The 26,058-nt window shown below is 33.2% G+C and carries 23 protein-coding genes, 1 pseudogene and 1 riboswitch; of the genes and pseudogenes, 19 read left to right on the top strand and 5 right to left on the bottom strand.

The window, feature by feature from the left end; genetic code table 11:
- Positions 1 to 87: 87 nt before the first annotated feature.
- The 3 genes from DPQ31_RS09095 (at position 88) to DPQ31_RS09105 (ending at position 2,784) form a co-directional block, all read left to right on the top strand.
- Positions 88 to 786: a response regulator transcription factor gene (locus DPQ31_RS09095; RefSeq protein WP_000414522.1), complete on the top strand. Its 699-nt coding sequence runs from the start codon at positions 88 to 90 to the stop codon at positions 784 to 786.
- Positions 752 to 1,852: a sensor histidine kinase gene (locus DPQ31_RS09100; RefSeq protein ID WP_208731803.1), complete on the top strand. Its 1,101-nt coding sequence runs from the start codon at positions 752 to 754 to the stop codon at positions 1,850 to 1,852. Before DPQ31_RS09095 ends, DPQ31_RS09100 begins: the two co-directional genes overlap by 35 nt.
- Positions 1,853 to 1,923: 71 nt before the next feature.
- Entirely contained in the window at positions 1,924 to 2,784 is an 861-nt protein-coding gene (locus DPQ31_RS09105; protein ID WP_199631578.1) for a M23 family metallopeptidase, read from the top strand.
- 57 nt (positions 2,785 to 2,841) lie between these two features.
- Here the strand turns inward: DPQ31_RS09105 and DPQ31_RS09110 are convergent, their stop codons facing one another.
- On the bottom strand, positions 2,842 to 4,137 hold the full coding sequence (locus DPQ31_RS09110; protein ID WP_001030659.1) for an Nramp family divalent metal transporter: 1,296 nt from the start codon (positions 4,135 to 4,137) through the stop codon (positions 2,842 to 2,844).
- Between the two features lie 495 nt (positions 4,138 to 4,632).
- Here DPQ31_RS09110 and DPQ31_RS09115 point away from each other — a divergent pair, with 495 nt between their 5' ends.
- Positions 4,633 to 5,592 (top strand): oxygen-dependent tRNA uridine(34) hydroxylase TrhO, encoded by a 960-nt coding sequence (locus DPQ31_RS09115; RefSeq protein WP_000246236.1) that lies wholly within the window; start codon positions 4,633 to 4,635, stop codon positions 5,590 to 5,592.
- A gap of 228 nt (positions 5,593 to 5,820) precedes the next feature.
- Here DPQ31_RS09115 and DPQ31_RS09120 read toward each other — a convergent pair whose 3' ends face one another.
- A complete protein-coding gene (locus tag DPQ31_RS09120) occupies positions 5,821 to 7,296 on the bottom strand; it encodes a hypothetical protein (RefSeq protein WP_199631577.1) in 1,476 nt (491 codons plus the stop codon).
- A 174-nt stretch (positions 7,297 to 7,470) separates the two neighbouring features.
- On the opposite strand from DPQ31_RS09120, the gene panE reads away from it, so the two are divergent.
- Positions 7,471 to 8,415: a 2-dehydropantoate 2-reductase gene (gene panE / locus DPQ31_RS09125; protein WP_208731804.1), complete on the top strand. Its 945-nt coding sequence runs from the start codon at positions 7,471 to 7,473 to the stop codon at positions 8,413 to 8,415.
- A 62-nt stretch (positions 8,416 to 8,477) separates the two neighbouring features.
- Here the strand turns inward: panE and DPQ31_RS29275 are convergent, their stop codons facing one another.
- Positions 8,478 to 8,606 (bottom strand): hypothetical protein, encoded by a 129-nt coding sequence (locus DPQ31_RS29275; protein ID WP_000038255.1) that lies wholly within the window; start codon positions 8,604 to 8,606, stop codon positions 8,478 to 8,480.
- A 140-nt stretch (positions 8,607 to 8,746) separates the two neighbouring features.
- Positions 8,747 to 8,894, top strand: a riboswitch (cyclic di-AMP (ydaO/yuaA leader).
- Positions 8,895 to 9,038: 144 nt separating this feature from the next.
- Here DPQ31_RS29275 and DPQ31_RS09130 point away from each other — a divergent pair.
- The 5 genes from DPQ31_RS09130 to DPQ31_RS09150 all read left to right on the top strand — a co-directional run bounded on the left by DPQ31_RS09130 (position 9,039) and on the right by DPQ31_RS09150 (position 15,942).
- Positions 9,039 to 10,865 (top strand): APC family permease, encoded by a 1,827-nt coding sequence (locus tag DPQ31_RS09130; RefSeq protein ID WP_208731805.1) that lies wholly within the window; start codon positions 9,039 to 9,041, stop codon positions 10,863 to 10,865.
- Between the two features lie 601 nt (positions 10,866 to 11,466).
- The gene (gene nheA / locus DPQ31_RS09135) at positions 11,467 to 12,627 is read left to right on the top strand and encodes a non-hemolytic enterotoxin NHE subunit A (protein ID WP_098056096.1); all 1,161 of its coding nucleotides are present in this window, start codon (positions 11,467 to 11,469) and stop codon (positions 12,625 to 12,627) included.
- 31 nt (positions 12,628 to 12,658) lie between these two features.
- A complete protein-coding gene (nheB, locus tag DPQ31_RS09140; RefSeq protein ID WP_000162968.1) occupies positions 12,659 to 13,867 on the top strand; it encodes a non-hemolytic enterotoxin NHE subunit B in 1,209 nt (402 codons plus the stop codon).
- A gap of 134 nt (positions 13,868 to 14,001) precedes the next feature.
- Positions 14,002 to 15,081: a non-hemolytic enterotoxin subunit C gene (locus DPQ31_RS09145; protein ID WP_001244615.1), complete on the top strand. Its 1,080-nt coding sequence runs from the start codon at positions 14,002 to 14,004 to the stop codon at positions 15,079 to 15,081.
- 234 nt (positions 15,082 to 15,315) lie between these two features.
- Complete coding sequence (locus DPQ31_RS09150; RefSeq protein ID WP_098226067.1) at positions 15,316 to 15,942, top strand: LysE family translocator; 627 nt, start codon at positions 15,316 to 15,318, stop codon at positions 15,940 to 15,942.
- A 339-nt stretch (positions 15,943 to 16,281) separates the two neighbouring features.
- Here DPQ31_RS09150 and DPQ31_RS09155 read toward each other — a convergent pair whose 3' ends face one another.
- Complete coding sequence (locus DPQ31_RS09155) at positions 16,282 to 16,947, bottom strand: CPBP family intramembrane glutamic endopeptidase (protein ID WP_098226068.1); 666 nt, start codon at positions 16,945 to 16,947, stop codon at positions 16,282 to 16,284.
- A 626-nt stretch (positions 16,948 to 17,573) separates the two neighbouring features.
- Between DPQ31_RS09155 and DPQ31_RS09160 the strand changes: the two genes are divergently transcribed.
- The 8 genes and pseudogenes from DPQ31_RS09160 to DPQ31_RS09195 all read left to right on the top strand — a co-directional run bounded on the left by DPQ31_RS09160 (position 17,574) and on the right by DPQ31_RS09195 (position 24,561).
- Complete coding sequence (locus DPQ31_RS09160) at positions 17,574 to 18,164, top strand: TetR/AcrR family transcriptional regulator (protein ID WP_097954176.1); 591 nt, start codon at positions 17,574 to 17,576, stop codon at positions 18,162 to 18,164.
- A gap of 369 nt (positions 18,165 to 18,533) precedes the next feature.
- On the top strand, positions 18,534 to 19,481 hold the full coding sequence (locus DPQ31_RS09165) for a DNA-binding transcriptional repressor DeoR (protein ID WP_000409788.1): 948 nt from the start codon (positions 18,534 to 18,536) through the stop codon (positions 19,479 to 19,481).
- 306 nt (positions 19,482 to 19,787) lie between these two features.
- On the top strand, positions 19,788 to 20,459 hold the full coding sequence (deoC, locus tag DPQ31_RS09170) for a deoxyribose-phosphate aldolase (protein WP_001017434.1): 672 nt from the start codon (positions 19,788 to 19,790) through the stop codon (positions 20,457 to 20,459).
- Between the two features lie 101 nt (positions 20,460 to 20,560).
- Complete coding sequence (locus DPQ31_RS09175; RefSeq protein WP_000876190.1) at positions 20,561 to 21,742, top strand: NupC/NupG family nucleoside CNT transporter; 1,182 nt, start codon at positions 20,561 to 20,563, stop codon at positions 21,740 to 21,742.
- Positions 21,743 to 21,778: 36 nt separating this feature from the next.
- Positions 21,779 to 23,080: a pyrimidine-nucleoside phosphorylase gene (locus DPQ31_RS09180; protein ID WP_001983022.1), complete on the top strand. Its 1,302-nt coding sequence runs from the start codon at positions 21,779 to 21,781 to the stop codon at positions 23,078 to 23,080.
- A 33-nt stretch (positions 23,081 to 23,113) separates the two neighbouring features.
- Positions 23,114 to 23,509 carry a cytidine deaminase gene (locus DPQ31_RS09185; protein WP_000358537.1) on the top strand — a complete coding sequence of 132 codons (396 nt, stop codon included), beginning with the start codon at positions 23,114 to 23,116 and terminating at the stop codon, positions 23,507 to 23,509.
- A 147-nt stretch (positions 23,510 to 23,656) separates the two neighbouring features.
- Positions 23,657 to 24,052, top strand: coding sequence for a DUF2871 domain-containing protein (locus tag DPQ31_RS09190; protein ID WP_208731806.1), 396 nt, complete (start codon positions 23,657 to 23,659; stop codon positions 24,050 to 24,052).
- A 15-nt stretch (positions 24,053 to 24,067) separates the two neighbouring features.
- Positions 24,068 to 24,561 (top strand): annotated as a pseudogene (locus DPQ31_RS09195) (CcdC family protein).
- Between the two features lie 49 nt (positions 24,562 to 24,610).
- On the opposite strand, the gene DPQ31_RS09200 reads toward DPQ31_RS09195, so the two are convergent.
- Positions 24,611 to 24,841, bottom strand: a complete 231-nt coding sequence (locus tag DPQ31_RS09200) for a DUF896 domain-containing protein (RefSeq protein ID WP_000789785.1) — start codon at positions 24,839 to 24,841, stop codon at positions 24,611 to 24,613.
- 244 nt (positions 24,842 to 25,085) lie between these two features.
- Here DPQ31_RS09200 and DPQ31_RS09205 point away from each other — a divergent pair, with 244 nt between their 5' ends.
- Positions 25,086 to 26,000: a membrane protein gene (locus DPQ31_RS09205; protein WP_000994708.1), complete on the top strand. Its 915-nt coding sequence runs from the start codon at positions 25,086 to 25,088 to the stop codon at positions 25,998 to 26,000.
- Positions 26,001 to 26,058 lie beyond the last annotated feature (58 nt).

A 26,058-nucleotide genomic window follows, 5' to 3' on the forward strand; every position in this document is an offset into this window, starting at 1 on the left:
GAAAATAAAGATTATTCAAGATGAAAGGGCAGGTTTGATTTATGTTAAAATTGGATGTGGAATATATTTCAAAAAAGAGGTTTAGAAATGGAGAAAAACTCAATATTAATTGTAGATGATGATCTAGATATTGTTCAATTTATTAATGTGAATTTAACGCAAGAAGGTTTTACTGTTTTTAGTGCTCATAACGGAGAAGAGGCATTAGAGATAATAAATAATAACAGTATTCAACTTGCTATTCTTGATATTATGATGCCTCAAATGGATGGTATAGAACTGTGTAGAAGGATTAGAGAGAAATATAGTTTACCAATTATGTTTTTAAGCGCAAAATCATCGGATGTAGATAAAGTAATTGGATTTAGTACTGGGGCAGATGATTATATTGTGAAGCCGTTTAGTACAATTGAATTTATAGCAAGAGTGAAAGCTCAATTAAGAAGGTATACATATTTTAATCAAATTGCTGTCCAAGTAATGGAAAAGAAAATAAACATTAAAGGTTTAGAAATAGATGAAATTTCTAGAGTAGTAAAGATATATGGACAAACAATTAATGTTACAAAAACTGAATATGATATTTTGCACTTAATGGCAGCTGCAAAGAACCGTGTGTTTACGATTGAAGAAATATATGAAAGTGTTTGGAATGAAAGGGCCTATGAAAGTAATAATACGGTAATGGTTCATATTGCGAGATTAAGAAATAAAATTGAAGAGAATCCAAAAGAACCGAGGTTTATACAAAATGTTTGGGGAGTCGGGTATAAAATTGGAGATTAAATCATTACAAGGAATTAGAGCTAAATTCTTTTTTGCATTTATATGTAGTATTCTGTTAGCTACGGTAAGTATCATATTAGTTCAAATTTTATTTGGAAGTATATATAGTGACGTTGTCGCGCTAGAAGAAAAATATTCGTTTGTTTATTTTATGTTTTTTCTGCTGTTAACCACTATATATTTTGCATTACTGACAAAGACAACTATAAAAAGATTGAATGAGATCAATAAGAACGTGAAGGAAATAAGCAATGGTAATTTGGAAATACATATACCTATTTCGAAAAGCGATGAGATTGGTGAGTTAGCGACGAATGTCAATAGAATGGCCAAAAGTTTAAAAGAGTCTATTGAAAATGAAAAAAAATCACAGGAAATGAAAAATGAAATGATTAGTAATATTTCACATGACTTACGAACGCCTGTAACATCTCTAATTGGTTATGCGGACTTACTAGAAAATAAGCTTCATTCACATGGAGAAGAATGTGGACAATATGTAAGCATATTAAAGCGAAAAAGTTATGAACTAAAAAATCAAGTTGAAGATTTATTAGAATACTGTCAAATAAACTATAGAGAGATTGAATTACATAAAAATGTAGTAGATATGAAAGCATTAATTGAACAGGTCATGATTGATTTTTTACCACAGTTAGATGATGCCAATATGAGTTTTTATATTAAAAGTAATGAAGAGCTATATGTAAAAGTTGATGTAGCACTTATAGTGAGACTATTTGAAAATATAATTAGTAATAGCATTATGTACGGGAAAGATGGAAAAGAAATTTCAATTCAAATTTCCCAAAGAGAAAGGAATGTTGAAGTAGAAATTAAAAATTTTGGACAATGTATTCCGACAAAGAGTCTTCCTTACGTTTTTGAGAAGTTTTATCGTGGTGAAAAATCATGTAGCTCTCATACGGGTGGGAAAGGAATGGGACTTGCAATTTCGAGAAGTATAGCTCAGCTCCATAAAGGAGATATAACTGTATGTAGTAACGATAAAGAAACAATTTTCACTGTGAAATTACCACAGTATAAAAAAGTAAGAAAGTCGTAAGTATTTCTTTCATATGCCGTAATTTTTATTTCGTATCATTGAGAACAAAGATTTGAGAGTAGGGATACAGCATGTGGAAGAAAAGTTTGTTAGCAAGTATAGTTTCTTTTTTAATTATAAGTTGGAGTGTAGTTTATTTAGCTCATGGTAGTATATCAGTCGTTGTTTGGTGGTGGATACAAGCATTTAGCGTAGTTTCGATTTTTATTTTGATAGGCTCAGTAGTAATGTTTGCTTGGAAAGGCATCTTTAGAAAGCGAATAGATAGAACGCTACTTTTAATAGTTCTGTTCTCTATCATTGGAGCTTGGCCTGTCGGGTGGTTCGCTAACATTGGGAGAATTGCATACCCAGCAGATGTACAGTCTACGAGTCCTAAAATAGTCGTTCGTTTTCCTTTGAATGAGCGGGCGTTAGTAGGGTGGGGTGGTGATCGCCTAGAGAAGAATTATCATGTGATAAAACCAAATGAAAGATGGGCATATGATATTCTCATTCCACCTGCTGAAGTGAAAAGTAGTAAGTTAGAGGATTATGGAATATACGGAGCGACAGTAATGGCGCCAGCTTCTGGAACAGTTGTATCAGTTAATAATGATGAAAAAGATTTAGTTCCGGGATCAGATGATTTTCAGTCAATGGCCGGGAATCATATTTATTTACGGTTAGATGAAACAGGGACATTTTTGATTCTCGCTCACTTAAAGAAAGGGTCAATTAAAGTTAAAGAAGGACAACATGTAAATGAAGGCTTCGTTCTTGCCCAAGTTGGTAACTCTGGAAGTTCAAGTGAGCCGCATTTACACATCCATCATCAAAGAGAGAATCCATCCGAGGTGAGTATGTTTTGTACGGAAGGCTTGCCACTTTATTTTCGAACTAAAAAAGGTGCGCTGATGCCGGAAAGAGGTACATACGTAAAAGGTAATTAGAAGAGAATTATTTTACTAAAAAGGGTATTCCATTTTTGATTGGAATACCCTTTTTCATTACCCTATAAATGTTTGATACAGTAAGAAAATATTTAAAACGATAACGAGTGCAGCAATTATCCAAGCGATGAAAGTTGTTATACGGTGGTTAACGAGTGCCCCCATAATCTTTTTACTACTTGTAAACATAATAAGCGGTACTAATGCAAAGGCAATCCCAAACGATAAGACAACTTGGCTCATAACGAGAGCATAAGTTGGGTTTACACCTAAAGCAATTATAACTAGAGGTGGAATCATTGTTATAAATCGGCGTAAATATAACGGAATATGCATGCGAATGAATCCTTGCATAATAATGTCACCAGACATTGTACCGACAGACGAGCTAGATAATCCTGCTGATAAAAGTCCGATTCCAAATAAAGCAGCGGATGCAGGACCGACTAAATTACTGAATTGGTTGAAAGCGACGTCAAGGTCTTCAACGTGCAAGCCGTTTTTAAAGAATAAAGCAGCTGCTACAATTAACATACTCGCATTAATGGCTCCAGCGATAACCATTGCAATAATGATATCAATGAATTCGAAACGGAAAATCTTTTTCTTTTGTTCATCATTTGTTCCGACTACACGGCGCTGTGTTAAGGCGGAATGTAAATATATTGCGTGTGGCATAACTGTCGCACCTAAAATACCAGCTGCTAAAAGAATACTATCCACGCCTTGGAATTTTGGGATAAATAGTCCTGAAAGAAGAGGGCTTAATTCCGGTTTTGCATAAAAGACCTGGACACCAAAAGCGATAACAACGATAAAAATCATCCCTGTTATGATTGCTTCTAATGGACGAAAGCCTCTGCGTTGAAATTCAAGAATAATAAACGATCCAGCTGCTGTAATTAAAGCTGCTGGTAACATTGGAATTCCGAATAACAAGTACAATCCGAGTGCTGCCCCAATAAATTCAGCTAAATCAGTTGCCATAATAACAAGTTCACCTTGAATCCATAAACCGATGGAAACAGGTCTCGGGAAATTTTCGCGAGCTATCTCTGGAAGGTTTCTCCCAGTAGCAATTCCTAATTTAGCTGATAAAGTTTGAATTAATACAGCCATTAAATTAGAAGCGAGAATTACCCAAAGTAATAAATAACCATATTGTGAACCAGCAGCAATATTCGTTGCGAAATTTCCAGGATCAATATAAGCGACTGAAGCGATGAAAGCAGGCCCTAAGAATGGTAATAGTCTTTTTAAGCCTTTCGTTTGTCCGCTTAGCGCTAAATGTGCTGATTGAACAGTTGTACTTTGAGAAGGGATTTGTTCGTCTTTTGAAATATCTTTATTCATAGTAGTGTTCCCCTTTGAAATCTTAACTTGATGAAATTATTGTATTTATTCTTACTCATTATTTCAATACATTTATATATGTTATGTGTTGATTTCATTTGAACATAAAAGTTTCCTTAATGCAAATTATATGACTTTGTGCAATTAATGGTGTGGAAATACAAAAATATTTTGGAAGTTTATGGGCGCTGAATAAAGGAGAAGATAATAAATTAAAGGACTGTTTTTGAAATTTATGTGAACAAAAAGCCTATTATACAGCATATTAATTGATGGAAATGGATTTGTATGATATATAATATATTGGGATTGCAACATAACCATAGTGTTTTGGTGTGTAATCTTGTTTTTTATTTTTGTTAACTTATAGAAAATAGTATAAAGAGAAGAAAATGGGATGCATAAAACTTTGGATACATTTTCTTATTATATATGTTTTGATATGAACGTTAACTTATACATGATTTTAAAAATTAGATAGGTGGTAGAAATACATTGGCAACTACAAAACCATACAGAGTATTACTTTATTACATGTACACAACAATTGAAAACCCTGAAGAATTCGCTGCAGAGCATTTAGAATTTTGTAATTCACTTGAATTAAAAGGTAGAATCCTTGTAGCAAAAGAAGGTATTAATGGAACTTGTTCTGGAACTGTAGAACAAACAGAGAAATACATGGAAGCAATGAACAATGATCCACGTTTTGATGGTATCGTGTTTAAAATAGATGAAGAAGAAGGCCATGCATTCAAGAAAATGCACGTGCGTCCGCGTCCAGAATTAGTTACACTTCGTCTAGAAGACGACATTAATCCAAAAGAAATAACTGGAAAATATTTAGAGCCAAAAGATTTTTATGAGGCGATGAAACAAGAAGATACAGTTATTATTGATGCACGAAATGATTATGAGTTCGATTTAGGGCATTTTAAAGGTGCAATTAAACCAGATATTGAATCATTCCGTGAATTACCAGATTGGATTAGAGAAAACAAAGAAACACTTGAGGGTAAAAAGATTTTAACTTACTGTACAGGCGGAATTCGTTGTGAGAAGTTTTCTGGTTGGTTAGTTCGTGAAGGCTATGAAGATGTAAGTCAGCTTCACGGCGGAATTGTAACGTACGGAAAAGATCCAGAAGTACAAGGCGAGCTATGGGATGGACAATGTTACGTATTTGATGAGCGTATTGCTGTACCAGTAAACCAAAAAGAACATGTTATTGTTGGTAAAGACCACTTTACAGGTGAACCTTGTGAGCGCTATGTAAACTGTTCAAATCCAGAATGTAACAAGAAAATTTTATGTTCTGAAGAAAACGAAGCAAAACATTTACGTGCATGTTCTCATGAATGTCGTGTAAGCCCACGTAACCGCTACGTAATACAACATGAATTAACGGAAGAACAAGTAGCTGCTGCATTAGAGAAAATCGAAGCAGGTAAGTAAGCTGAATTCGTGTAATAAAAAAGGGTACTCCAAACTTTATTTTGGAGCACCCTTTTTATATTGTCAGGTTCTGTTTTTTGTCGGTAAGTCGATATATCTGAAAAATCGCCGATATATTTAAAAAATCGCTGATATATTCCGAGTTGCGCCGATATATTCGAAAAATCGCTGATAAAAATTTCATTTACTGAAGCGTATCATGTATTTGTAATTTAAAAAGAATTGTCTTTAATTTTTATCCTCTTTTTCTTTCACAGCAGAAAGTACAGTTTGTTTTACCCACGCTTGTCTTCTTCGATGCTGTATACCCCACTGGTATAAACTTTGTGCACCTAAAATAAAGGAAATGACTATACCGCTAATTGCTATTAACAGTGCAAAAAATTCAAGGGGCGATGATATTTTGTTTGAATCTGTGTTTCTTAAAAGGTCAATCATAGTAAACCCTAACATTTGGCCCACCACAGAGTAGAGAGTTAAAATTAATAATAAAAGGCTATCTTTTTTAGCGGCAACATTTTCTTGATATTTAAACAAACTATCAAGATTTTGTTTCGCGTTCGAGTATAAAATTTCAATGTTAAAAAGTTTTCTTAAGCGGAAGAAAATATCTTCACTTTGTGATTGAGATACTAATTCTAAAGAAAAATAATTCGCTGTAAACGAATTGATTGAATAAATTAATTTCTCTATTTCATTTGTATCTTGTTCAATATTTAGCTCAGCATAAGCGTTCGCCATCTTTAATAAAACAATTTTATGAAATAGGTTTAATAATAAAGCGTAATAAAATTCTCCGTACATTTGACTAGCAAGTTTAGTGACTTCTCGTTCACCTTCATTTGTTATACATGTGAAAATATGTTCTTCCATAATAAAATAACGGTTAGGAGCCCATCTTTGATAAGAATGCTTTGTTAAATAATCGTGAATATAAGGAACATTATTTGCACTAATATACGGCTTACCATCGTCTGTTAATCCGGAAAGACTGGAAGCTCGATATACATCAACTACATGAAGGTCTGACTTTTTATTAATAGATAATAAAGTTTGTACATACATTCGTTGGTCTTCAAAGAAAGGGAATGTTTGAAAGTATGAACTCCGCAACCTCTTATTCTCAAAGAAGTCTGTTAAGCCATGAAATAAATCGCCGAATATAAGTTTTTCTACTTGTGAATATTTTTTTCCATCACATTCAATACAAATGGTCTCGGTTGTATCATTTCTAGTTTCAAGCACACGGAATCGAGAAGCAAATTCGATGGCTTCTGATAATGTCATGTTTGGAGCGGTTTTGACTTCTGTTCGAATTGTTAAAAAGCCAAGCTCATAAGGACAAAGTGTTACATCAATAGAATGTATCTTGAATGGAACGGAAATAAGATTTGTTGTTAAATGTCCATTTAAATTAAGGTCTTTAGAATAGCGCTGTAGTCCCTTTTGATGTTCTGAATGGGGAAAAAGAATTTTATTCGTAAATGAAAGATAGTATGCTTCCATATTTTGATGTGAAACTTGAAACTGTCCGTAATATGTATTTTCATCTTCAAGATGATCAAGTCGAAAAGGACGGAAATTATTTTTTTGTAAGAAAGGGAACATATTTTGTTCATATCCAGTTTTAAACGAAAACGGGAATATAAATTGAAATATAGCTGTTGTTACATCTTTTTCTTCGATTGTTTGCATTGCCTCCATTTGCATTGTTTCCTTTCCGTATAAGCTATAGAAACAACATGCCCAATTTTTCTTGAAAATAACCTTGTTTTTTCAATAGATTAAGAATGAAAATTCAGCTAATTTAACAAGGGACATGTATAATGTTATGTATACTAAAACTAGTATAATTGTGTGAGGAAAAGGGGATGTTGTATGCGCATTTTAGTATTAGGAGCTGGTGGCGTCGGTGGATTTTTTGGTGGCCGATTAGTAGAAAAGGGAGAAGATGTTACATTTCTCGTTCGCAGCAAAAGAAAACAACAATTAGAGGAAAAAGGACTTGTTATTCGTAGTGTGAATGGAGATTTTTCCTTTCAACCGAAATTGATAACGAAAGAAGATAGAACTTCTCCATTTGATGTGATTTTATTTTCAACAAAGGCGTATCACTTAAACGAGGCAATTCAAGATTTGAAGCCGTTTGTTGGCGAAAATACTGTAATCATTCCATTGTTAAATGGTATCGCTCATTTATCGCTATTACAAAAAGAATTCGGCGGGGAAAAAGTAATGGGCGGTTTATGCTTTATTGAGACGACGTTAAACGATCAAGGAGAAATTGTACAAACTAGTGCTGCCAACAGACTTGTATTTGGAGAAATTAAGCCTCAAGATTCAGAGAGAATAAAGCGTATTACGAAAGCATTTATAGGTACGAAAGCTAGCTTTGTTTTAAGTGAAAATATCACGCAAGATATGTGGCATAAATATTTATTTATTACTGTCATGTCAGGCGTTACAACATTAATGCGTGCACCGATAGGACCAATTCGTGAAAGTGAAGGTGGACGTGAATTTATCCGAAATTTATTTGAGGAATCTGTGCAAATTATGAGGGTATTAGGAGCTCCAGTTAAAGATAATATTGCCCAGGAACATATGAAAACAATTGATAAAATTTCTTATGATATGAAGTCCTCCATGCAGCGTGATATGGAAAAAGGTTCGTTTATTGAAGGGAAGCATTTGCAAGGATACTTACTAGATGTAGCAGAACAAATTTCTTTAGAAGCACCATTACTAGGAGTGGTATATCAAAATTTGAAGGTGTATGAAGAAATGACATTTAACAAACCCGTAATAGAATTAGATGTATGAAATAATAAAAAAGATAGCAATATATAAGTGTATTGCTATCTTTTTTATTTGCGTATGACAAATTATTTGTTTCTTTTAATTCTTTCTGTCAAGTTTATTTCCTGTTCACGTTTACCATATAACTGATTAATTTCATTTGCTACTGCATCTAAATATGAATCGGAAAAAAGCGGTTTCTTCTTTTTAGACATACGGGTCTCCTTTAAGGGTTTTTTAGTATTCATTATGTATATTTATCAGCGGATTATGCGCAATCATTTTAAATTTTTTCTTTTTAAAAATTTTTGTTTACATTTTGAAAATAAAGGAGTATTATAATCCACAGTTTCAATTTTCTAAATCGCTGAAACCGCACGGTACGGGGGACCCGTTCTTACGGATTAGTACATAATCCGATGGGGTGAATCCTTAAAAAAAGGTAGGGCTACTCATAGGCCCGAATCCGACAGCTAACCTCGTAAGCGTTATATTGAGAAGGAAGGTGGAGCTTGTGCGACAAAAAAAATAATGTCTACAAGTCTATTTCGCTATGGCTTGTAGACATTTTTTGTTTTCTGAAGAAATAGTTTGCTGGCTGTAACAAGCAGAATCGTTCGTACAAAATTATTGGAGAGTGGACAGCTGTGGTTTCATCTATTAAAAGATTTTTAATTGGAAGGCCGTTAAAATCAACTGAGTTAGGAGAGCAAAAGCTTAATAAAACGAAGGCGCTAGCCATTCTATCTTCTGACGCATTGTCATCAGTTGCTTACGGACCAGAGCAAATTTTAATTGCTTTAGCAGGTGTTGGAGCGATTGCGTATTGGTATTCCATTCCGATAGCTGTTGGGGTATTAGTATTATTGACAGCTCTTATTTTATCTTATCGTCAAATTATTTTTGCCTATCCACATGGCGGAGGCGCATATGTTGTATCAAAAGAAAACTTAGGGATGAATCCAGGTTTAATAGCTGGAGGGTCTTTATTAGTTGATTATATTTTAACTGTTGCAGTAAGTGTATCAGCAGGTACAGATGCGTTAACATCGGCTTTTCCTAGCTTACATGCACATAATGTAATCATTGCGATTATATTTGTTATATTTATAACCATATTAAATTTAAGAGGCGTAACAGAGTCAGCTTCCATTTTAGCATATCCTGTTTATTTATTCGTTTTAGCACTATTTATATTAATTGGTGTAGGGATATACAATATTTTAACTGGTCACGTTTCGCAGGCCTTACACACGCCGATTGGAACGCCGGTTGCGGGAATTAGTTTGTTTTTACTGTTAAGAGCATTTGCATCAGGTAGTTCGGCTTTAACAGGTGTTGAAGCGATTTCAAACGCAATTCCAAACTTTAAAGACCCTGCACCAAACAATGCAGCGAAAACTTTGCTTGCGATGGGTGCATTACTTGCTGTGTTATTTTCAGGAATTGTATTTTTAGCTTATTATTACGGAGTGACGCCGAGTAAAGAAGTAACTGTTGTTTCCCAAATTGCTGAACAAACATTTGGACGTAATTTCATGTACTATTTCATACAAGGCACAACAGCTTTAATATTAATTCTTGCTGCTAACACAGGGTATTCTGCATTTCCATTATTAGCAGTTAACCTTGCAAAAGATAAATTCATACCGAGAATGTTTACGATTAGAGGAGACCGCCTTGGTTACTCAAACGGTATTATTATACTTGGAGTTGCTTCGATTATTTTAATTGTAGCTTTCCAAGGTCAAACAGAACATTTAATTCCGCTATATGCAGTAGGTGTGTTTATTCCATTTACACTTTCTCAAACGGGTATGGTATTAAAATGGCTTCGTGAAAAACCTGAAGGATGGGCTTTAAGATTAACGGTTAATTTAATTGGAGCAGTCATTAGTTTTATCGTTATGAGCATGTTCTTTTTAACGAAATTTGCACAAGTTTGGTCAATCCTTATTTTCTTACCTGCTATTATCTTCTTGTTCCATCGAATTAAGAAGCATTATGATGCAGTGGGTGATCAATTAAGTTTAAAAACTTGTGAGCCCCTTATTCCGATTGAGGGGAATGTAATTGTCGTTCCTGTAGCTGGTATGACTCATGTAGTAGAAAATTCATTGAACTATGCGAAGGCTCTTTCTGCAGATCAAGTTATCGCTGTATATGTTGCTTTTGACAGAGAAGAGGAAAAGAAATTTGAAGAGAAATGGAAGAAGTGGCAACCTGAAGTAAGGCTTGTTACATTGCATTCTCATTATAGAAGTATTATTCAGCCGCTAACTAAGTTCATTGATACAGTGCAATATAAAGCGAGTGAATCAAATTATCGAGTTACGGTCGTTATACCACAGTTTATTCCGAAAAAAGGTTGGCATAACATTCTTCATAATCAATCAAGTTTACTCATACGTGCGTATTTACTCTATAAGAGAAATGTTGTTATTACGACAGTTCCATATCATTTGAAAAAGTAAAAAGATTTTTGAAGGATAGTTTCACGAAAGTGAAGCTATCCTTTTTGTGTATACGCTATGCATTATTGCATATTTAACTAAAAATTATATTAATATAATTTTATCCGTTGTGAGTAAGTAGTGTTTTCTGTTGTGATATATGGATATTTTAATCGGGAAAGTGAAACGAATTTTATTTTGGGATAAGGACATAAGAGCTTGAAAATAAAGGGAATGAAAATACTTCTTTACGTTATATAAATAGCTGTGTTTAAATGACCTTACAGTACAAAACTTACTTGAAAACAAAACGAAATTTCATACTTTTATACGTGAATTAGTTTAAAATGAATAATATTTTTATGTAATATATTCACTGTATGAATGTGAAAATTGCAATAGAATAGAAAATTTATACAACTTTATTCATACTAAGCACATATGAAAAGGTATGAAATGTTTTATAACAATAAGTAAGTACTGTAGAAAAAAGTTAGGAGAGATGGTTCGTACATGAATCACGGTGAGAATGTTCTCTATTGTAACCATCTCAAATTAATTGCAAGAAAATAGAATAATAAAATGCGATAGTAATAGTTGCTAATACATAGGAGGAGTTAAAGTGAAAAAGACTTTAATTACAGGGTTATTGGTTACAGCAGTATCTACGAGTTGCTTCATTCCTGTAAGCGCTTACGCTAAGGAGGGGCAAACAGAAGTGAAAGCAGTATATGCACAAAATGTAATTGCTCCAAATACATTATCCAATTCAATTAGAATGTTAGGATCACAGTCACCGCTTATACAAGCATACGGATTAGTTATTTTACAACAGCCAGACATTAAGGTGAATGCGATGAGTAGTTTGACGAATCATCAAAAGTTTGCAAAGGCAAATGTAAGAGAGTGGATCGATGAATATAATCCGAAGTTAATTGATTTAAATCAAGAGATGATGAGATATAGTACTAGATTTAATAGTTATTATAGTAAGCTCTATGAACTAGCAGGAAACGTAAATGAAGATGAACAAGCAAAAGCAGATTTTACAAATGCATATGGAAAATTACAACTGCAAGTACAAAGCATCCAAGAGAGTATGGAGCAAGATTTATTAGAGTTAAATCGATTTAAAACAGTATTAGACAAAGATAGCAATAACTTATCGATTAAAGCTGATGAAGCAATAAAAACACTGCAAGGATCAAGTGGAGATATTGTGAAGCTAAGAGAAGATATTAAAAGAATTCAAGGGGAAATTCAAGCTGAACTAACTACTATTTTGAATAGACCTCAAGAAATTATTAAAGGTTCTATTAATATCGGTAAACAAGTATTTACCATTACAAATCAAACTGCACAAACGAAAACAATTGATTTTGTTTCTATCGGTACTTTAAGTAATGAAATTGTAAATGCTGCAGATAGTCAAACGAGGGAAGCAGCTCTTCGCATTCAGCAAAAGCAAAAAGAGCTACTACCACTTATACAAAAGTTATCACAAACTGAAGCAGAGGCGACACAAATTACATTCGTTGAAGATCAAGTAAGTAGCTTTACAGAACTAATTGATCGCCAAATCGCAACTTTAGAAACGTTATTAGCGGATTGGAAAGTTTTCAATAATAATATGATCCAAATTCAAACAAATATTGAAGAAGGCACGTATACAGACAGTAGTTTACTTCAAAAACATTTCAATCAACTTAAAAAAGTAAGTGATGAAATGAATAAGCAAACAAATCAATTTGAAGATTACGTTACAAACGTTGAAGTACATTAAAAATAAGTAACGATATAGGGAGAGAAGAAAAATGACAAAAAAACCTTATAAAGTAATGGCTCTATCAGCACTTATGGCAGTATTTGCAGCAGGGAATATTATGCCGGCCCATACGTATGCAGCTGAAAGTACAGTGAAACAAGCTCCAGTTCATGCTGTAGCAAAAGCTTATAATGACTATGAAGAATACTCATTAGGACCAGAAGGCCTAAAAGATGCAATGGAAAGAACAGGTTCAAACGCTTTAGTAATGGATCTGTACGCTTTAACAATTATTAAACAAGGTAATGTTAACTTTGGAAATGTATCGTCTGTTGATGCGGCTTTAAAAGGGAAAGTAATTCAGCACCAAGATACAGCTAGAGGAAATGCGAAGCAATGGTTAGATGTATTAAAACCACAGCTTATTTCAACGAATCAAAATATCATTAACTACAATACGAAATTCCAAAACTATTATGATACTTTAGTTGCTGCGGTAGATGCAAAAGATAAAGCGACTCTTACGAAAGGCTTAACTAGATTATCAAGTAGTATTAATGAAAATAAAGCACAAGTAGATCAATTAGTAGAAGACTTGAAGAAATTCCGCAATAAAATGACGTCAGATACGCAAAACTTCAAGGGAGATGCAAATCAAATTACATCTATCTTAGCTAGTCAAGACGCTGGAATTCCGCTATTGCAAAATCAAATTACAACGTACAATGAAGCAATTAGTAAATATAATGCAATTATTATCGGTTCATCAGTTGCTACAGCGTTAGGACCAATTGCAATTATCGGTGGTGCAGTAGTTATTGCAACTGGTGCAGGAACGCCGCTAGGAGTCGCGTTAATTGCAGGTGGTGCAGCAGCTGTAGGTGGTGGTACAGCTGGTATTGTTTTAGCGAAGAAAGAGCTTGATAATGCACAAGCTGAAATTCAAAAAATAACAGGACAAGTTACAACTGCTCAATTAGAAGTAGCAGGATTAACGAACATTAAAACACAAACGGAGTATTTAACAAATACAATTGATACTGCAATTACAGCGTTGCAAAACATTTCAAACCAATGGTACACAATGGGATCAAAATACAATTCTTTACTTCAAAATGTAGATTCAATTAGTCCAAACGATCTTGTTTTCATTAAAGAAGATTTAAATATTGCGAAAGATAGCTGGAAGAACATTAAGGACTATGCAGAAAAGATTTATGCTGAGGATATTAAAGTAGTAGATACGAAAAAAGCATAATAGTAATTGAACTGTTACAGCATTACGTACAGATAAATGATTTTTAAATAATAGAGAGCTCCTGTTCAGTAGTGAGCAGGAGCTTTTTTTACCTCTAACGTTTCATATCCTCATAAAAAGAATAGGTGATAATTATGCGTAATAAATTCTATAAAAAATGTCTTTTAACGATAATGATTGCTGGATTCGCAACGAGTAACGCGTTTCCTTTACATCCTTTTGCAGCGGAACAAAACGTAAAAACATTGCAAGAAAATGCGAAAAATTATTCTCTTGGACCAGCAGGTTTCCAAGATGTAATGGCGCAAACGACATCGAGCATATTTGCAATGGATTCATATGCAAAATTAATTCAAAATCAGCAAGAGACTGATTTGAGTAAAATAAGTTCAATTAATAGTGAGTTTAAAGGAAATATGGTTCAGCACCAAAGAGATGCAAAAATTAATGCAGCGTATTGGTTAAATAATATGAAGCCTCAAATTATGAAAACGGATCAAAATATTATTAATTACAATAATACTTTTCAAGCGTACTATAATAGTATGCTAGTAGCGATTGATCAAAAGGATAGCGGTAAATTAAAAGCAGATTTAGAAAAGTTGTATGCGGACATTTTAAAAAATCAAAATGAAGTCGATATTTTATTAGGGAATTTAAAAGCATTTCGCGATAGAATGGCGAAAGATACAAACAGTTTTAAAGAAGATACAAATCAATTAACTTCGATTTTGGCGAGTACGAATGCTGGTATTCCAGCGTTAGAGCAACAAATAAATACATATAATGATTCAATTAAAAAAAGTAATGATATGGTTATCGCTGGTGGTGTACTTTGCGTAGCGTTAATAACATGTCTCGCTGGCGGACCGATGATTGCGATTGCGAAAAAAGATATCGCAAATGCAGAAAGAGAAATAGCCAATTTAAAAGATAGAATCTCTGGCGCACAAGCAGAAGTCGCAATTTTGACAGATGTGAAAAATAAAACAACAAATATGACAGAAACAATTGATGCAGCAATTACAGCTCTGCAAAATATATCAAATCAATGGTATACAGTAGGTGCAAAATATAATAATTTACTACAAAACGTAAAAGGAATGAGTCCGGAAGAGTTTACGTTTATAAAAGAAGATTTAAATACAGCGAAAGATAGCTGGAAAGATGTAAAAGATTATACAGAAAAATTACATGAAGGCGTGACGAAGTAAACAGTGGACTTGTTCCGCTGTTTATTTTTTCATCCTGTTTTTTGTGAGAGTTGAACTTGTCGTTTGATATATAAGTTTGCCATGTGTTTTATCAATATGGCTTTAGGATAATGTTTAGCCAAATTGATACTAATAACCCAGATAAACTTCTGATCAAGCCTTTTATATGTAATGTTTTAATGAAAAAAGTTATACTGTAAGCAAAACTAAAAATTGGAAAGGAAATATTAGAACATGGAAAATTATTTATTATTTATCCTTACAGCACTCCTTATTATAATGATGCCTGGTCCCGGTTTTGCTTTAGTTACAAAAAACACTATCTCTCATGGTAGAAATGGTGGGATAAAGACCGTCTTGGGAACGGTATCTGGAATGATGATTCATACAATAATGGCTACACTAGGACTCTCTGCTATCTTAATGAAATTTGCTATGCTATTTACATTAATAAAATATGCTGGGGCATTTTATTTAATTTATTTAGCTGTAAAGTCAATTAAAAGTGCCTTTTCTAAAAAAGAAGATATGTCAGGTTCAGTGGAAGTAAACTCTAAGGATATTGGAACGGTTAAAAGTTTTAGACAAGGATTTACCACGGCAATCTTAAACCCAAAAACTGCTGTATTTTTCCTAAGTTTTTTACCCCAATTTATTGTGAACAATCAAAGTCATTTCTTCCAATTTCTTTTGTTAGGACTCACATTTACGACTTTGACAGCAATATGGTATTTGCTTTATATCACGCTAATACGTCAATTAAGAACTTTTTTAAGAAAAGAAAAAGTGAACCGTACAATAGAGGGTATTACTGGCACAGTATTATTAGTATTTGGAGTTAGGTTATTTTTCCAAAAATAAATATGTAAATGAAATGAGAAATAAACAATGACGGTAATTTCTCGTTTCATTTATTCTAAAGTTACCATTTTATAATTGATTTCACACCTTCATACCAATTTTCTTATCTCAGGATATTTGCTTTTCTTAGTTGAATTGTGATGTGGGTCCCCTATATAAAAAAAACCACAGTTTACATCTAAACTGTGGTTTTTTGACGTGCAAGGAATTATACAAATTATTAGTCACTATCTAAATTGCACTCCCCATTTATTAATATCTATCTCTATTTTTTAACTCTGCAACAGAAACAAGTCTAGTTTAGAATGAAAGTAATGCCATTGTTTAACATATGTCTCACTATGACATGTACATTTGAATGAAAGCAATAGAATTATTTAACACATGTATCGCCATAACATATGCAATGGATCTGTTAGAAATAAGATAAGCCGCAGTAAGAATTACCGATCCAGGTAAATAAATAGCAATATCCGAAAGCTGGTTCGTATGAAGTACTGTAAAAATTATAATTGAAATGATAGATGCAATAGCAGTACCAACATAACGCGAAAAACGATTTAATAATATATGGCGAAACATAATTTCTTCAATTACTGGACCCATAATTCCAAATAGGAGCAATGTGAATATAATAGGAATCTCTGCCCCTTGTGTAAGGACCTGTTCTTGGTTCTCTGGCTGACCTGTATTTAGAAAATGCATAATAGAATTTTCCACAATTACCATAAATAAAACCACTATAGGAATACTTACTATTTTCAAAATTGTCTTCTCTTTAAAATAAGTAAAACTTTGAATAATTTCTTTCCTAAAGAACATTACTCCTAGAATAGTAGGTATAGTCAAGCTCATGGCACCAAGAGCAAATTCTGATTCAACTAAATTGACATTAGTTAAAAGTGATATGCCAAATAATATGAACAAGCCAATTTGAAATAGTGTAAACATTGGATAAACTAGTAGCATAATAAGTTCTTTTTGATTCATTTTAATAAAGTTCACCTTATTACCTCCATAATTAAATTACTTAGAATCTTTGATTTTTCTTTCTGCATAAGGTTCTCCTTCTGATTTATACAAGATTCCGGACCGAACGGTTCGGTCCGGAATCTAATGATACTATAAGTTTCTAGTTTTTTAAACCCTTTTTACAAATTATTAACAAAATCAAAATAGTAAAAACCGAGTATATTTATATATCGATTGTTTATTTACAATCAAATTACAGCAATCATTAATGATTACCCTTTTATAGAATGAAATGAAAGAGGGAGTAGCTCATCCCTTTAGCTAAACATATTAATAAAAATTATATATAATAGTTATATGTCTATACATTAAAATTAACTATATATTTTTACTTCTTCTATGGTTTTAAATAGAATTAGTTGTATAATATGACTGAATTAACCGATTGTTCATATTATTATTAACAGAAAATTCATTCGAATGTTATAGATAACATAATGTAATGAACCTCAAACTGTATTGTTTTAGGTTCCTATAAAATAGGGATTGATAAGATATTTTTGCTTCAAACTTATTTATACTTACAATAAAAATTCAAAAAAATCATAGTAAAAATCACCTTGAATATTAAGCTCGTTTTATTAGGAGGACCACAAAGCATGACTAAAGTTGATAAGGTAAAAGAAAAGATTATTGAAACATCTTTATATTTATTTAATACTAATGGGATAACTTATACATCCATTCAGGATATAATGACAGCTACTGAACTATCTAAAGGAGCTATTTATCGTAGATTCAAAAATAAAGAAGAAATTGTCCTTGCTGCCTACGACAAAAGTGGTGAGATTATGTGGAACCATTTTCATAAAGCGATGGAAAATAAAAAGACAGCAATCGATAAAATCCTTGCAATATTCCTTGTATATCAAGATGCAGCTAATAACCCTCCTATTGCTGGAGGCTGTCCATTACTTAATAGCGCAATTGAAAGTACTGGAGTATTTCCAGAATTACAAAAAGCAGCAGCAAAAGGTTATGATGATACAGTAATGTTAATGGCCTCTCTCATAAAGGAAGGAATAGAGAAACAAGAACTTAAAGAAGATATAGATATTATATCGCTCGCTTCTTTTCTTGCATCTTCAATGGAGGGAGCTATTATGGCAAGTCGAGTATCTAACGATAATATACACCATCATTATTTTATTGAACAAATAAAACATCATCTTTTCTCTTATTCTAAATAAGTGAGAACTTGCATTGTTTCCATCCAATTTTTATAGACTTAAATTGAATAAATACCCCTCATAAACAGTATCTTCTGTTTATGAGGGGTATTTGAATAGTTTTTAGACGATGTTTCATGTTTCTTATTGAACGGCTTTGTTATCGTTACTACAGAAAAAGAAAAAAGAATGAATTACATATAAATCGATTTATATGTTTCAAGTGTATCTATATTGGGTTTGTAAATCTACACAAAAAGGTTTCATTATATATACTAAGTGAAGTAGAAGTTCAGTTAGTAAAAATTCGGTAGTCGAATTTTTTTGCATAAAGCTGTATAATGCTTGTAACGAAAGGGAAATACAGGAAAGGGTTTGTAATAAGTTACTATGGAAAAAGATAAACAACAATTAAGCGTTGAAGTTGCAAGATTATATTATCAATCCGATTATAGTCAGCAAGAAATTGCTAACAAATTAAATATTTCAAGACCGACGATTTCTAGATTATTAAAGTACGCGAAAGAAAAAGGATTTGTTCAAATTAGTATAGCCGATCCGTTTGCTGATTTAGATAACGTTGGGAATTTATTGAAAGAAAAGTACAACTTGTTAGAGGCGCATGTAGTATTTTCTCCAGTGCCAGAATATGCAACGATTACTGAGTATATTAGTAAATATGCGGCTGAGTACATGGAAAAGACAGTGAAAAACGGTGATATCGTCGGTGTAAGCTGGGGAATGACGATGTATGAAATCGCTAGGAAAATCGTACCACAACATGTGAAAGGTGTAGAAGTTGTCCAGCTAAAAGGTGGTATTAGTCATTCGAGTGTAAATACATATGCGAATGAGACCATTGCTTTATTTGCAGAGGCTTTTCAAACGACACCAAGAAATTTACCGCTCCCAGTTATATTTGATAATGCGGTGACAAAAGAATTAGTAGAGCAGGATCGACATATTCATCACATTATTGAAATGGGGAAACAAGCAAATATTGCAGTTTTCACTGTCGGAACAGTGCGTGATGAAGCGTTATTATTCCGATTAGGATATTTAGATAAGGATGAAACGAACATTCTGAAAAAACAAGCTGTCGGTGACATTTGTTCACGTTTCTTTGACGGAGACGGAAATATTAGTAGTGAAGAAATTAATAAGCGTACCATTGGAATTGAGTTAGAGGAACTTAAATTAAAGAAACGTTCTATTTTAGTTGCAGGTGGTAATAGAAAAATACAAGCAATTGATGGTGCGTTACGTGGCGGGTATGCAAATGTATTAATTATTGATCAGCATACAGCAAAAGAACTGTTACATTATCAAAAAGGTTAGAAATAAAAGGCTTTCTCAAAATTAACATCTTGAGAAAGCCTTTTATTTTGTTATGTATGAATTATGGGAGTGTTTTTTGAATACAAATTGCCTTTTTAAAAATAATTATGGATATTGAGATACATACTACCATTGTTAATATAAAAGTTTTGATTTTAAACGTGAATTGTTTCTTAGTTAGAATGCGCTTTATTTACTACAAGAAAATTCCTTTTTAAAAAAATGAACAAAATTTCAAAAGTATATTTACATTTGTTCAACTAAGAGTTAGAATGAAGTTGTTAAAAGATATGAGGAGTGATAATAATGAATATTGCAAAGTTAATTGACCATACAATTTTAAAAGCTAATTCTACAAAAGAAGATGTTATGAAAGTAATCGAGGAAGCAAAGGAATATAAATTCGCTTCTGTTTGTATTAATCCTACATGGGTAAAGCTAGCTGCTGAAGAATTAGCTGGACATGATGTAGACGTTTGTACTGTAATCGGTTTCCCATTAGGTGCAAGCACTACTGAAACAAAAGCATTCGAAACAAAAGATGCTATCGCAAAAGGTGCAACTGAAGTTGATATGGTAATCAACGTAGGTGCTTTAAAAGATGGCGACAATGAGTTCGTTGAAAAAGATATTTATGAAGTAGTACAAGCAGCAAAAGGAAAAGCTCTTGTAAAAGTAATCATTGAAACTTGCCTTCTAACAGACGAAGAAAAAGTTCGTGCTTGTGAATTATCAGTAAAAGCTGGCGCTGATTTCGTAAAAACTTCAACTGGATTCTCAACTGGCGGAGCAACTGCTGAAGATATCGCATTAATGCGTAAAACGGTAGGACCAAACGTTGGTGTAAAAGCATCTGGCGGAGTTCGTACACGTGAAGATGCAGATAAAATGGTAGCTGCTGGAGCTTCTCGTGTTGGAGCAAGCGCTAGTGTTGCAATCGTATTAAACGATGCAAAAGGTGCTACAGATAACTACTAATTAATAAAGTGTGAAAAGCGATAGATACACAAAGTATAGTGTATCTATTGCTTTAACAATTGAAAAGAATGTAAGCGGATACGAATGGGAGGAGACGGCTTATGAAATACTTAATCGGTGTTTTTGGCCTCGTATTGATTTTAGGTATCGCTTGGCTTGCTAGTAATGATAGAAAGAAAGTCAAATATCGTCCAATCATAACGATGGTTATATTACAATTCATTTTGGGTTTTTTACTATTAAATACAAGTGTAGGGAATATATTAATTAGCGGAATAGCAGATGGTTTTGGGGAATTATTAAAATATGCCGCTGATGGTGTGAATTTCGTATTTGGTGGATTAGTAAATCAAAAAGAGTTTTCATTCTTTTTAAGTGTATTAATGCCAATCGTATTTATATCAGCTTTAATAGGTATTTTGCAACATATTAAAGTATTACCTATTATTGTGAAATCTATCGGTCTAGCATTAAGTAAAGTAAATGGAATGGGTAAACTAGAATCATATAACGCGGTAGCTTCTGCGATTTTAGGGCAGTCTGAAGTATTTATTTCAGTTAAGAAACAACTAGGATTATTGCCAGAGAAAAGAATGTACACATTATGTGCATCTGCAATGTCTACAGTTTCTATGTCTATCGTTGGATCATACATGGTGTTATTAAAACCGCAATATGTTGTAACCGCTTTAGTACTTAACTTATTCGGTGGCTTTATCATTGCTTCTATCATTAACCCGTATGAAGTTACTGAAGAAGAAGATATGTTAGAAGTGCAAGAAGAAGAGAAGAAGACTTTCTTTGAAGTACTAGGGGAATACATTATCGATGGATTTAAAGTTGCGATTACAGTAGCAGCTATGTTAGTTGGTTTCGTTGCTCTTATCGCATTCATTAATGCAGTATTTAAAGGTGTAATCGGTATTTCATTCCAAGAAATTCTTGGTTATGTATTTGCACCATTTGCATTTATTATGGGTGTTCCATGGCATGAAGCAGTTAATGCCGGTAATATTATGGCAACAAAACTTGTATCGAATGAATTTGTCGCTATGACAGATTTAGCGCAAGGGAACTTTAATTTCTCAGACAGAACGACAGCGATTATATCTGTATTCTTAGTTTCATTTGCAAACTTCTCTTCAATTGGAATTATTGCAGGGGCAGTTAAGAGCTTAAATGAAAAGCAGGGGAATGTAGTCGCAAGATTTGGTTTGAAATTACTCTTCGGTGCAACGCTAGTAAGTTTCTTATCAGCAACAATCGTTGGTTTATTATTTTAATAGATTCATATCATATAAAAAGGAATGGTGATTGTAATGAGAATGGTAGATATTATTGCAAAAAAACGTGACGGCAAAGAATTAACGACTGAAGAAATCAAATTCTTTATTAATGGATATACAGACGGAAGTATTCCTGATTATCAAGTGAGTGCACTTGCAATGGCAATCTTCTTTAAAGATATGACAGATCGTGAACGTGCAGATTTAACGATGGCAATGGTGGAGTCTGGAGAAACGATCGACTTATCAGCAATTGAAGGCATTAAAGTAGATAAGCATTCAACTGGCGGTGTTGGTGATACAACTACATTAGTATTAGGACCATTAGTTGCTGCTTTAGATGTACCAGTAGCAAAAATGTCAGGTCGTGGTTTAGGACATACGGGCGGAACAATTGACAAATTAGAAGCAGTGGAAGGATTCCACGTTGAAATTACGAAAGAGCAGTTCATTGATATTGTAAACCGTGACAAAGTAGCTGTTATCGGACAAACAGGAAACTTAACACCTGCTGATAAAAAGATTTATGCATTACGTGATGTAACAGGAACAGTAAATTCAATTCCTCTAATCGCAAGTTCAATTATGAGTAAAAAAATTGCAGCTGGTGCTGACGCAATCGTACTTGATGTAAAAACAGGTGCAGGTGCATTTATGAAAACAGAAGAAGATGCAAAAGAATTAGCACATGCAATGGTACGCATCGGAAATAATGTAGGACGTCAAACGATGGCTGTTATTTCAGATATGTCACAACCTCTTGGCTTTGCGATTGGTAATGCCCTAGAAGTGAAAGAAGCAATTGATACGTTAAAAGGTGAAGGGCCAGAAGATTTAACAGAATTAGTACTTGTATTAGGAAGTCAAATGGTCGTACTTGCGAAAAAAGCAAATACGTTAGAAGAAGCTCGTGAAATGTTAATTGAAGTTATGAAAAACGGAAAAGCAACTGAGAAATTTAAAGAGTTCTTAAGCAATCAAGGTGGAGATAGCTCGATTGTAGACAATCCAGAAAAAATGCCACAAGCGAAGTATGTAATTGATGTACCTGCTAAAACTTCAGGCGTGATTTCAAATATTGTTGCAGATGAAATCGGTATCGCTGCAATGTTACTTGGTGCAGGCCGTGCAACGAAAGAAGATGAAATCGATTTAGCTGTAGGTTTAATGTTACGTAAAAAAGTTGGCGATGCAGTAAAAGAAGGCGAGCCATTCGTAACGATCTACGCAAATCGTGAAAATGTAGAAGATGTAAAAGCAAAAATTTATGAAAATATTTCTATCGCTGAAACAGCAGTGGCTCCTAAATTAGTTCATACTGTTATTACTGACTAATTAACATTACATTTACTTTGAGGAGGAAATAATATGGATAAGAAAAAATATATTGAAGAAGCAAATAAGATGTTATCGAAAGCGTATATTCCGTATTCAAAATTTCCGGTTGGTGCAGCATTAGTTACGAAAGAAGGTAAAATCTATACTGGTTGTAATATAGAAAATGCTTCTTACGGTTTATGTAACTGTGCAGAAAGAACAGCAATATTCAAAGCAGTATCAGAAGGGGAGCGCGACTTTAGTTACTTAGTCATTACAGGAGAAACTGACGGACCTATTTCACCATGTGGTGCTTGTAGACAAGTGATTGCTGAATTTTGTGATCCGAAAATGCGAGTTTTACTAACGAATGTAAAAGGTGACGAAAAAGAAGTGACTGTTGAGCAGTTACTTCCTGGTGCTTTCACAATTGATGATTTAAAATAAGTTGAAAAGCCATTCCGCAATTAATAATTGTGGAATGGCTTTTTTGTTCTTTAAAAATAGAATGTAATATTTTGTTCATATTCCGTTCATAAACTTTGCGTAAAATGATTGCAGCGAATATGGAAAGTTTACAGCAGGAGGAATAGAATGAAGAAATTATATAATGCAGCATTCATTTACTTAATTATTGGTTTATTATCAGGAGTATTTGCGCGAGAGTATACGAAAGCACAAGGAATTAAAGGTTCCACTATGTTGCAATTTGTACATACACACGTACTAGTGCTTGGATTCATATTCTTTTTAGTCGCTGTTGCTTTAGCTAAAGTATTTCAAATACAAGAAACAAAAAGTTTTCATGCCTGGTTTGTTGTATATAATACAGGATTAATTATTACTATCGTAACAATGGTATGTAGAGGTCTTCTACAAGTAAATGGAACTGACTTTAACGGTTTAAGCCATATGGCTGGATTAGGTCATGTTATTATAAGTATCGGTTTCGTTTGGTTTATGATTTTACTCAAAAAGTCTATTAAATAGATAGGAGTGGAGAGTATGAGTGTAGCACTTTTATCAAGTATCGTAGCAGTTTGTATGGCCGTTGGTGTTATGTTTCTTCGCTTTAAGTCAGCGAAAAAGCCGGTTACGAAAAAGAAAATTATTTTGCCGCCAATTTTTATGAGTACTGGCGCCATGATGTTCTTCTTACCGGAATTCCGATTAACATCGTTAGAAATAGTAGAGGCAATTATCGCAGGACTTATTTTCTCTATATTTCTTATTAAAACAACTAAGTTCGAAATAAGAGGCGAACATATATATATGAAACCGTCAAAAGCATTTATATTTATTTTGATTGGTTTATTAGCTGTACGAGTCGCATTAAAATCATATTTAAGCCAAACACTTGATTTAGCACAATTAAGCGGGATGTTTTTCTTACTCGCATTTGCGATGATTGTGTCGTGGAGAATTGCGATGTATCGCTCGTATGTTACATTGCAAAAACAACAATATTAAGTAGAAAAAGAGCTGGAATTTCATTATGAAAAGTCCAGCTCTTTTATGTTTTATACAATTGTTTCTTTAGTTTTAATTTCATTTGCTTAATTTCAAACGAATTTGAGCATCTTGTAATGCAACTGGTGTAACATTAAAACCATTTGAATCGACAATTTTTGTGTTTAATAAAATGGAATCTAAACTTCCACGAAATGTTTTTGTATAGTTTTGACGTAACATTTGTTGTTCTTGTTTTTCATCAACTGTTAATCCAGATGTTTTTTCTTTTTTTGATAATTCGTTAATACGGAATAAAATGTTTTTCATTTGTTTTCACCTCAAGTTAGATTTAATTACATTAGTTACTTACTAATGTATAGTTATTGTAACCTATCTTTCAATGAGTGTCAACGCCTATAAAAATCCTTTTTTTGTAAGTGTAATGGGTGATGAAAAATGAAAAAATTACGAATACTTGAAATGGAAAAGATATTAATATACAATACCTTAGTAGGGTATATTAAATTTTGTTTTACATTGTGAGAGTAGTAAGTAAAGGGAGTATGTAATAATGAATGCAGTAATTTCAAAAAAAGAAACAATCATCTCATATACGATTGCTATTTTCTTTATTTTAGCTATGGTTACAGCGGGTGTGTTATTAAATGATCCGGAAGTCATTTTGCCGGAAATAGCAGCGATGGCAATTGCTTTATGGGCGTATCGTGAGCCAGGTTGGTTAAGGCAGCCAGAAAAAATCTTTATTGCACCGTCAATAACAGCTGGTATTGGGTTTATCGTGAATCAAATGGATTTAGCTTATATAGCAAAAGTAAGCGTAACACTTATATTCATGATGCTGTTTTTACGTATTATACAATCAAATTTTGCACCATCTATTGCGACAGGTTTATTACCTTTAGTGACAAATGCGACTGAATGGTCATTTGTTATCTCAGTCTTCGTTTTAACATTTATTTTAATGCTTGGTGTCCTTGTTTTTAAATTGAATAGCGGTATTGAGAGAAAAGTTAACATCCAATATAAATATATGGCTGTATTTCTAATACTAAATTTCATTTGGATAAGTATATGCTGGATCACTGGTCATGAACAATTAGCGGTTATTCCGCCAATATTAGTTGTTGTGTATGAATCACTTCAAAAACCGATGTACAATGAAAAAATGGTATGTAAACAAATAGTAGTATTAACTACATCTGCAACTGTTGGAACTTTATTGTACTTTGCAATCGACTCATGGATTATAGTCACTTTATTAAATATGATTTTAATGCTTATTTTATTAAAAATAGTTAGTGTACGTATTCCAGCAGCATATGCATTTCCATTACTGCCGCTCGTATTTCCAGATGAAATGATAAAGATGTTACCAGTAGGTTCATTTGTTGCGGGGGTATTCTTATTTGGTGCAGTATTACTGTATAAAAAGTGGGAGATGAAGCAAAAGGGAATGCAAATGTAGAGAAGAACATACAATCCTTAGTTAGCATAATAAATAGACACCCGCGGGTGTCTATTTT

The organism is Bacillus sp. COPE52, assembly GCF_003355115.1.
Taxonomy (GTDB): Bacteria; Bacillota; Bacilli; order Bacillales; family Bacillaceae_G; genus Bacillus_A; species Bacillus_A toyonensis.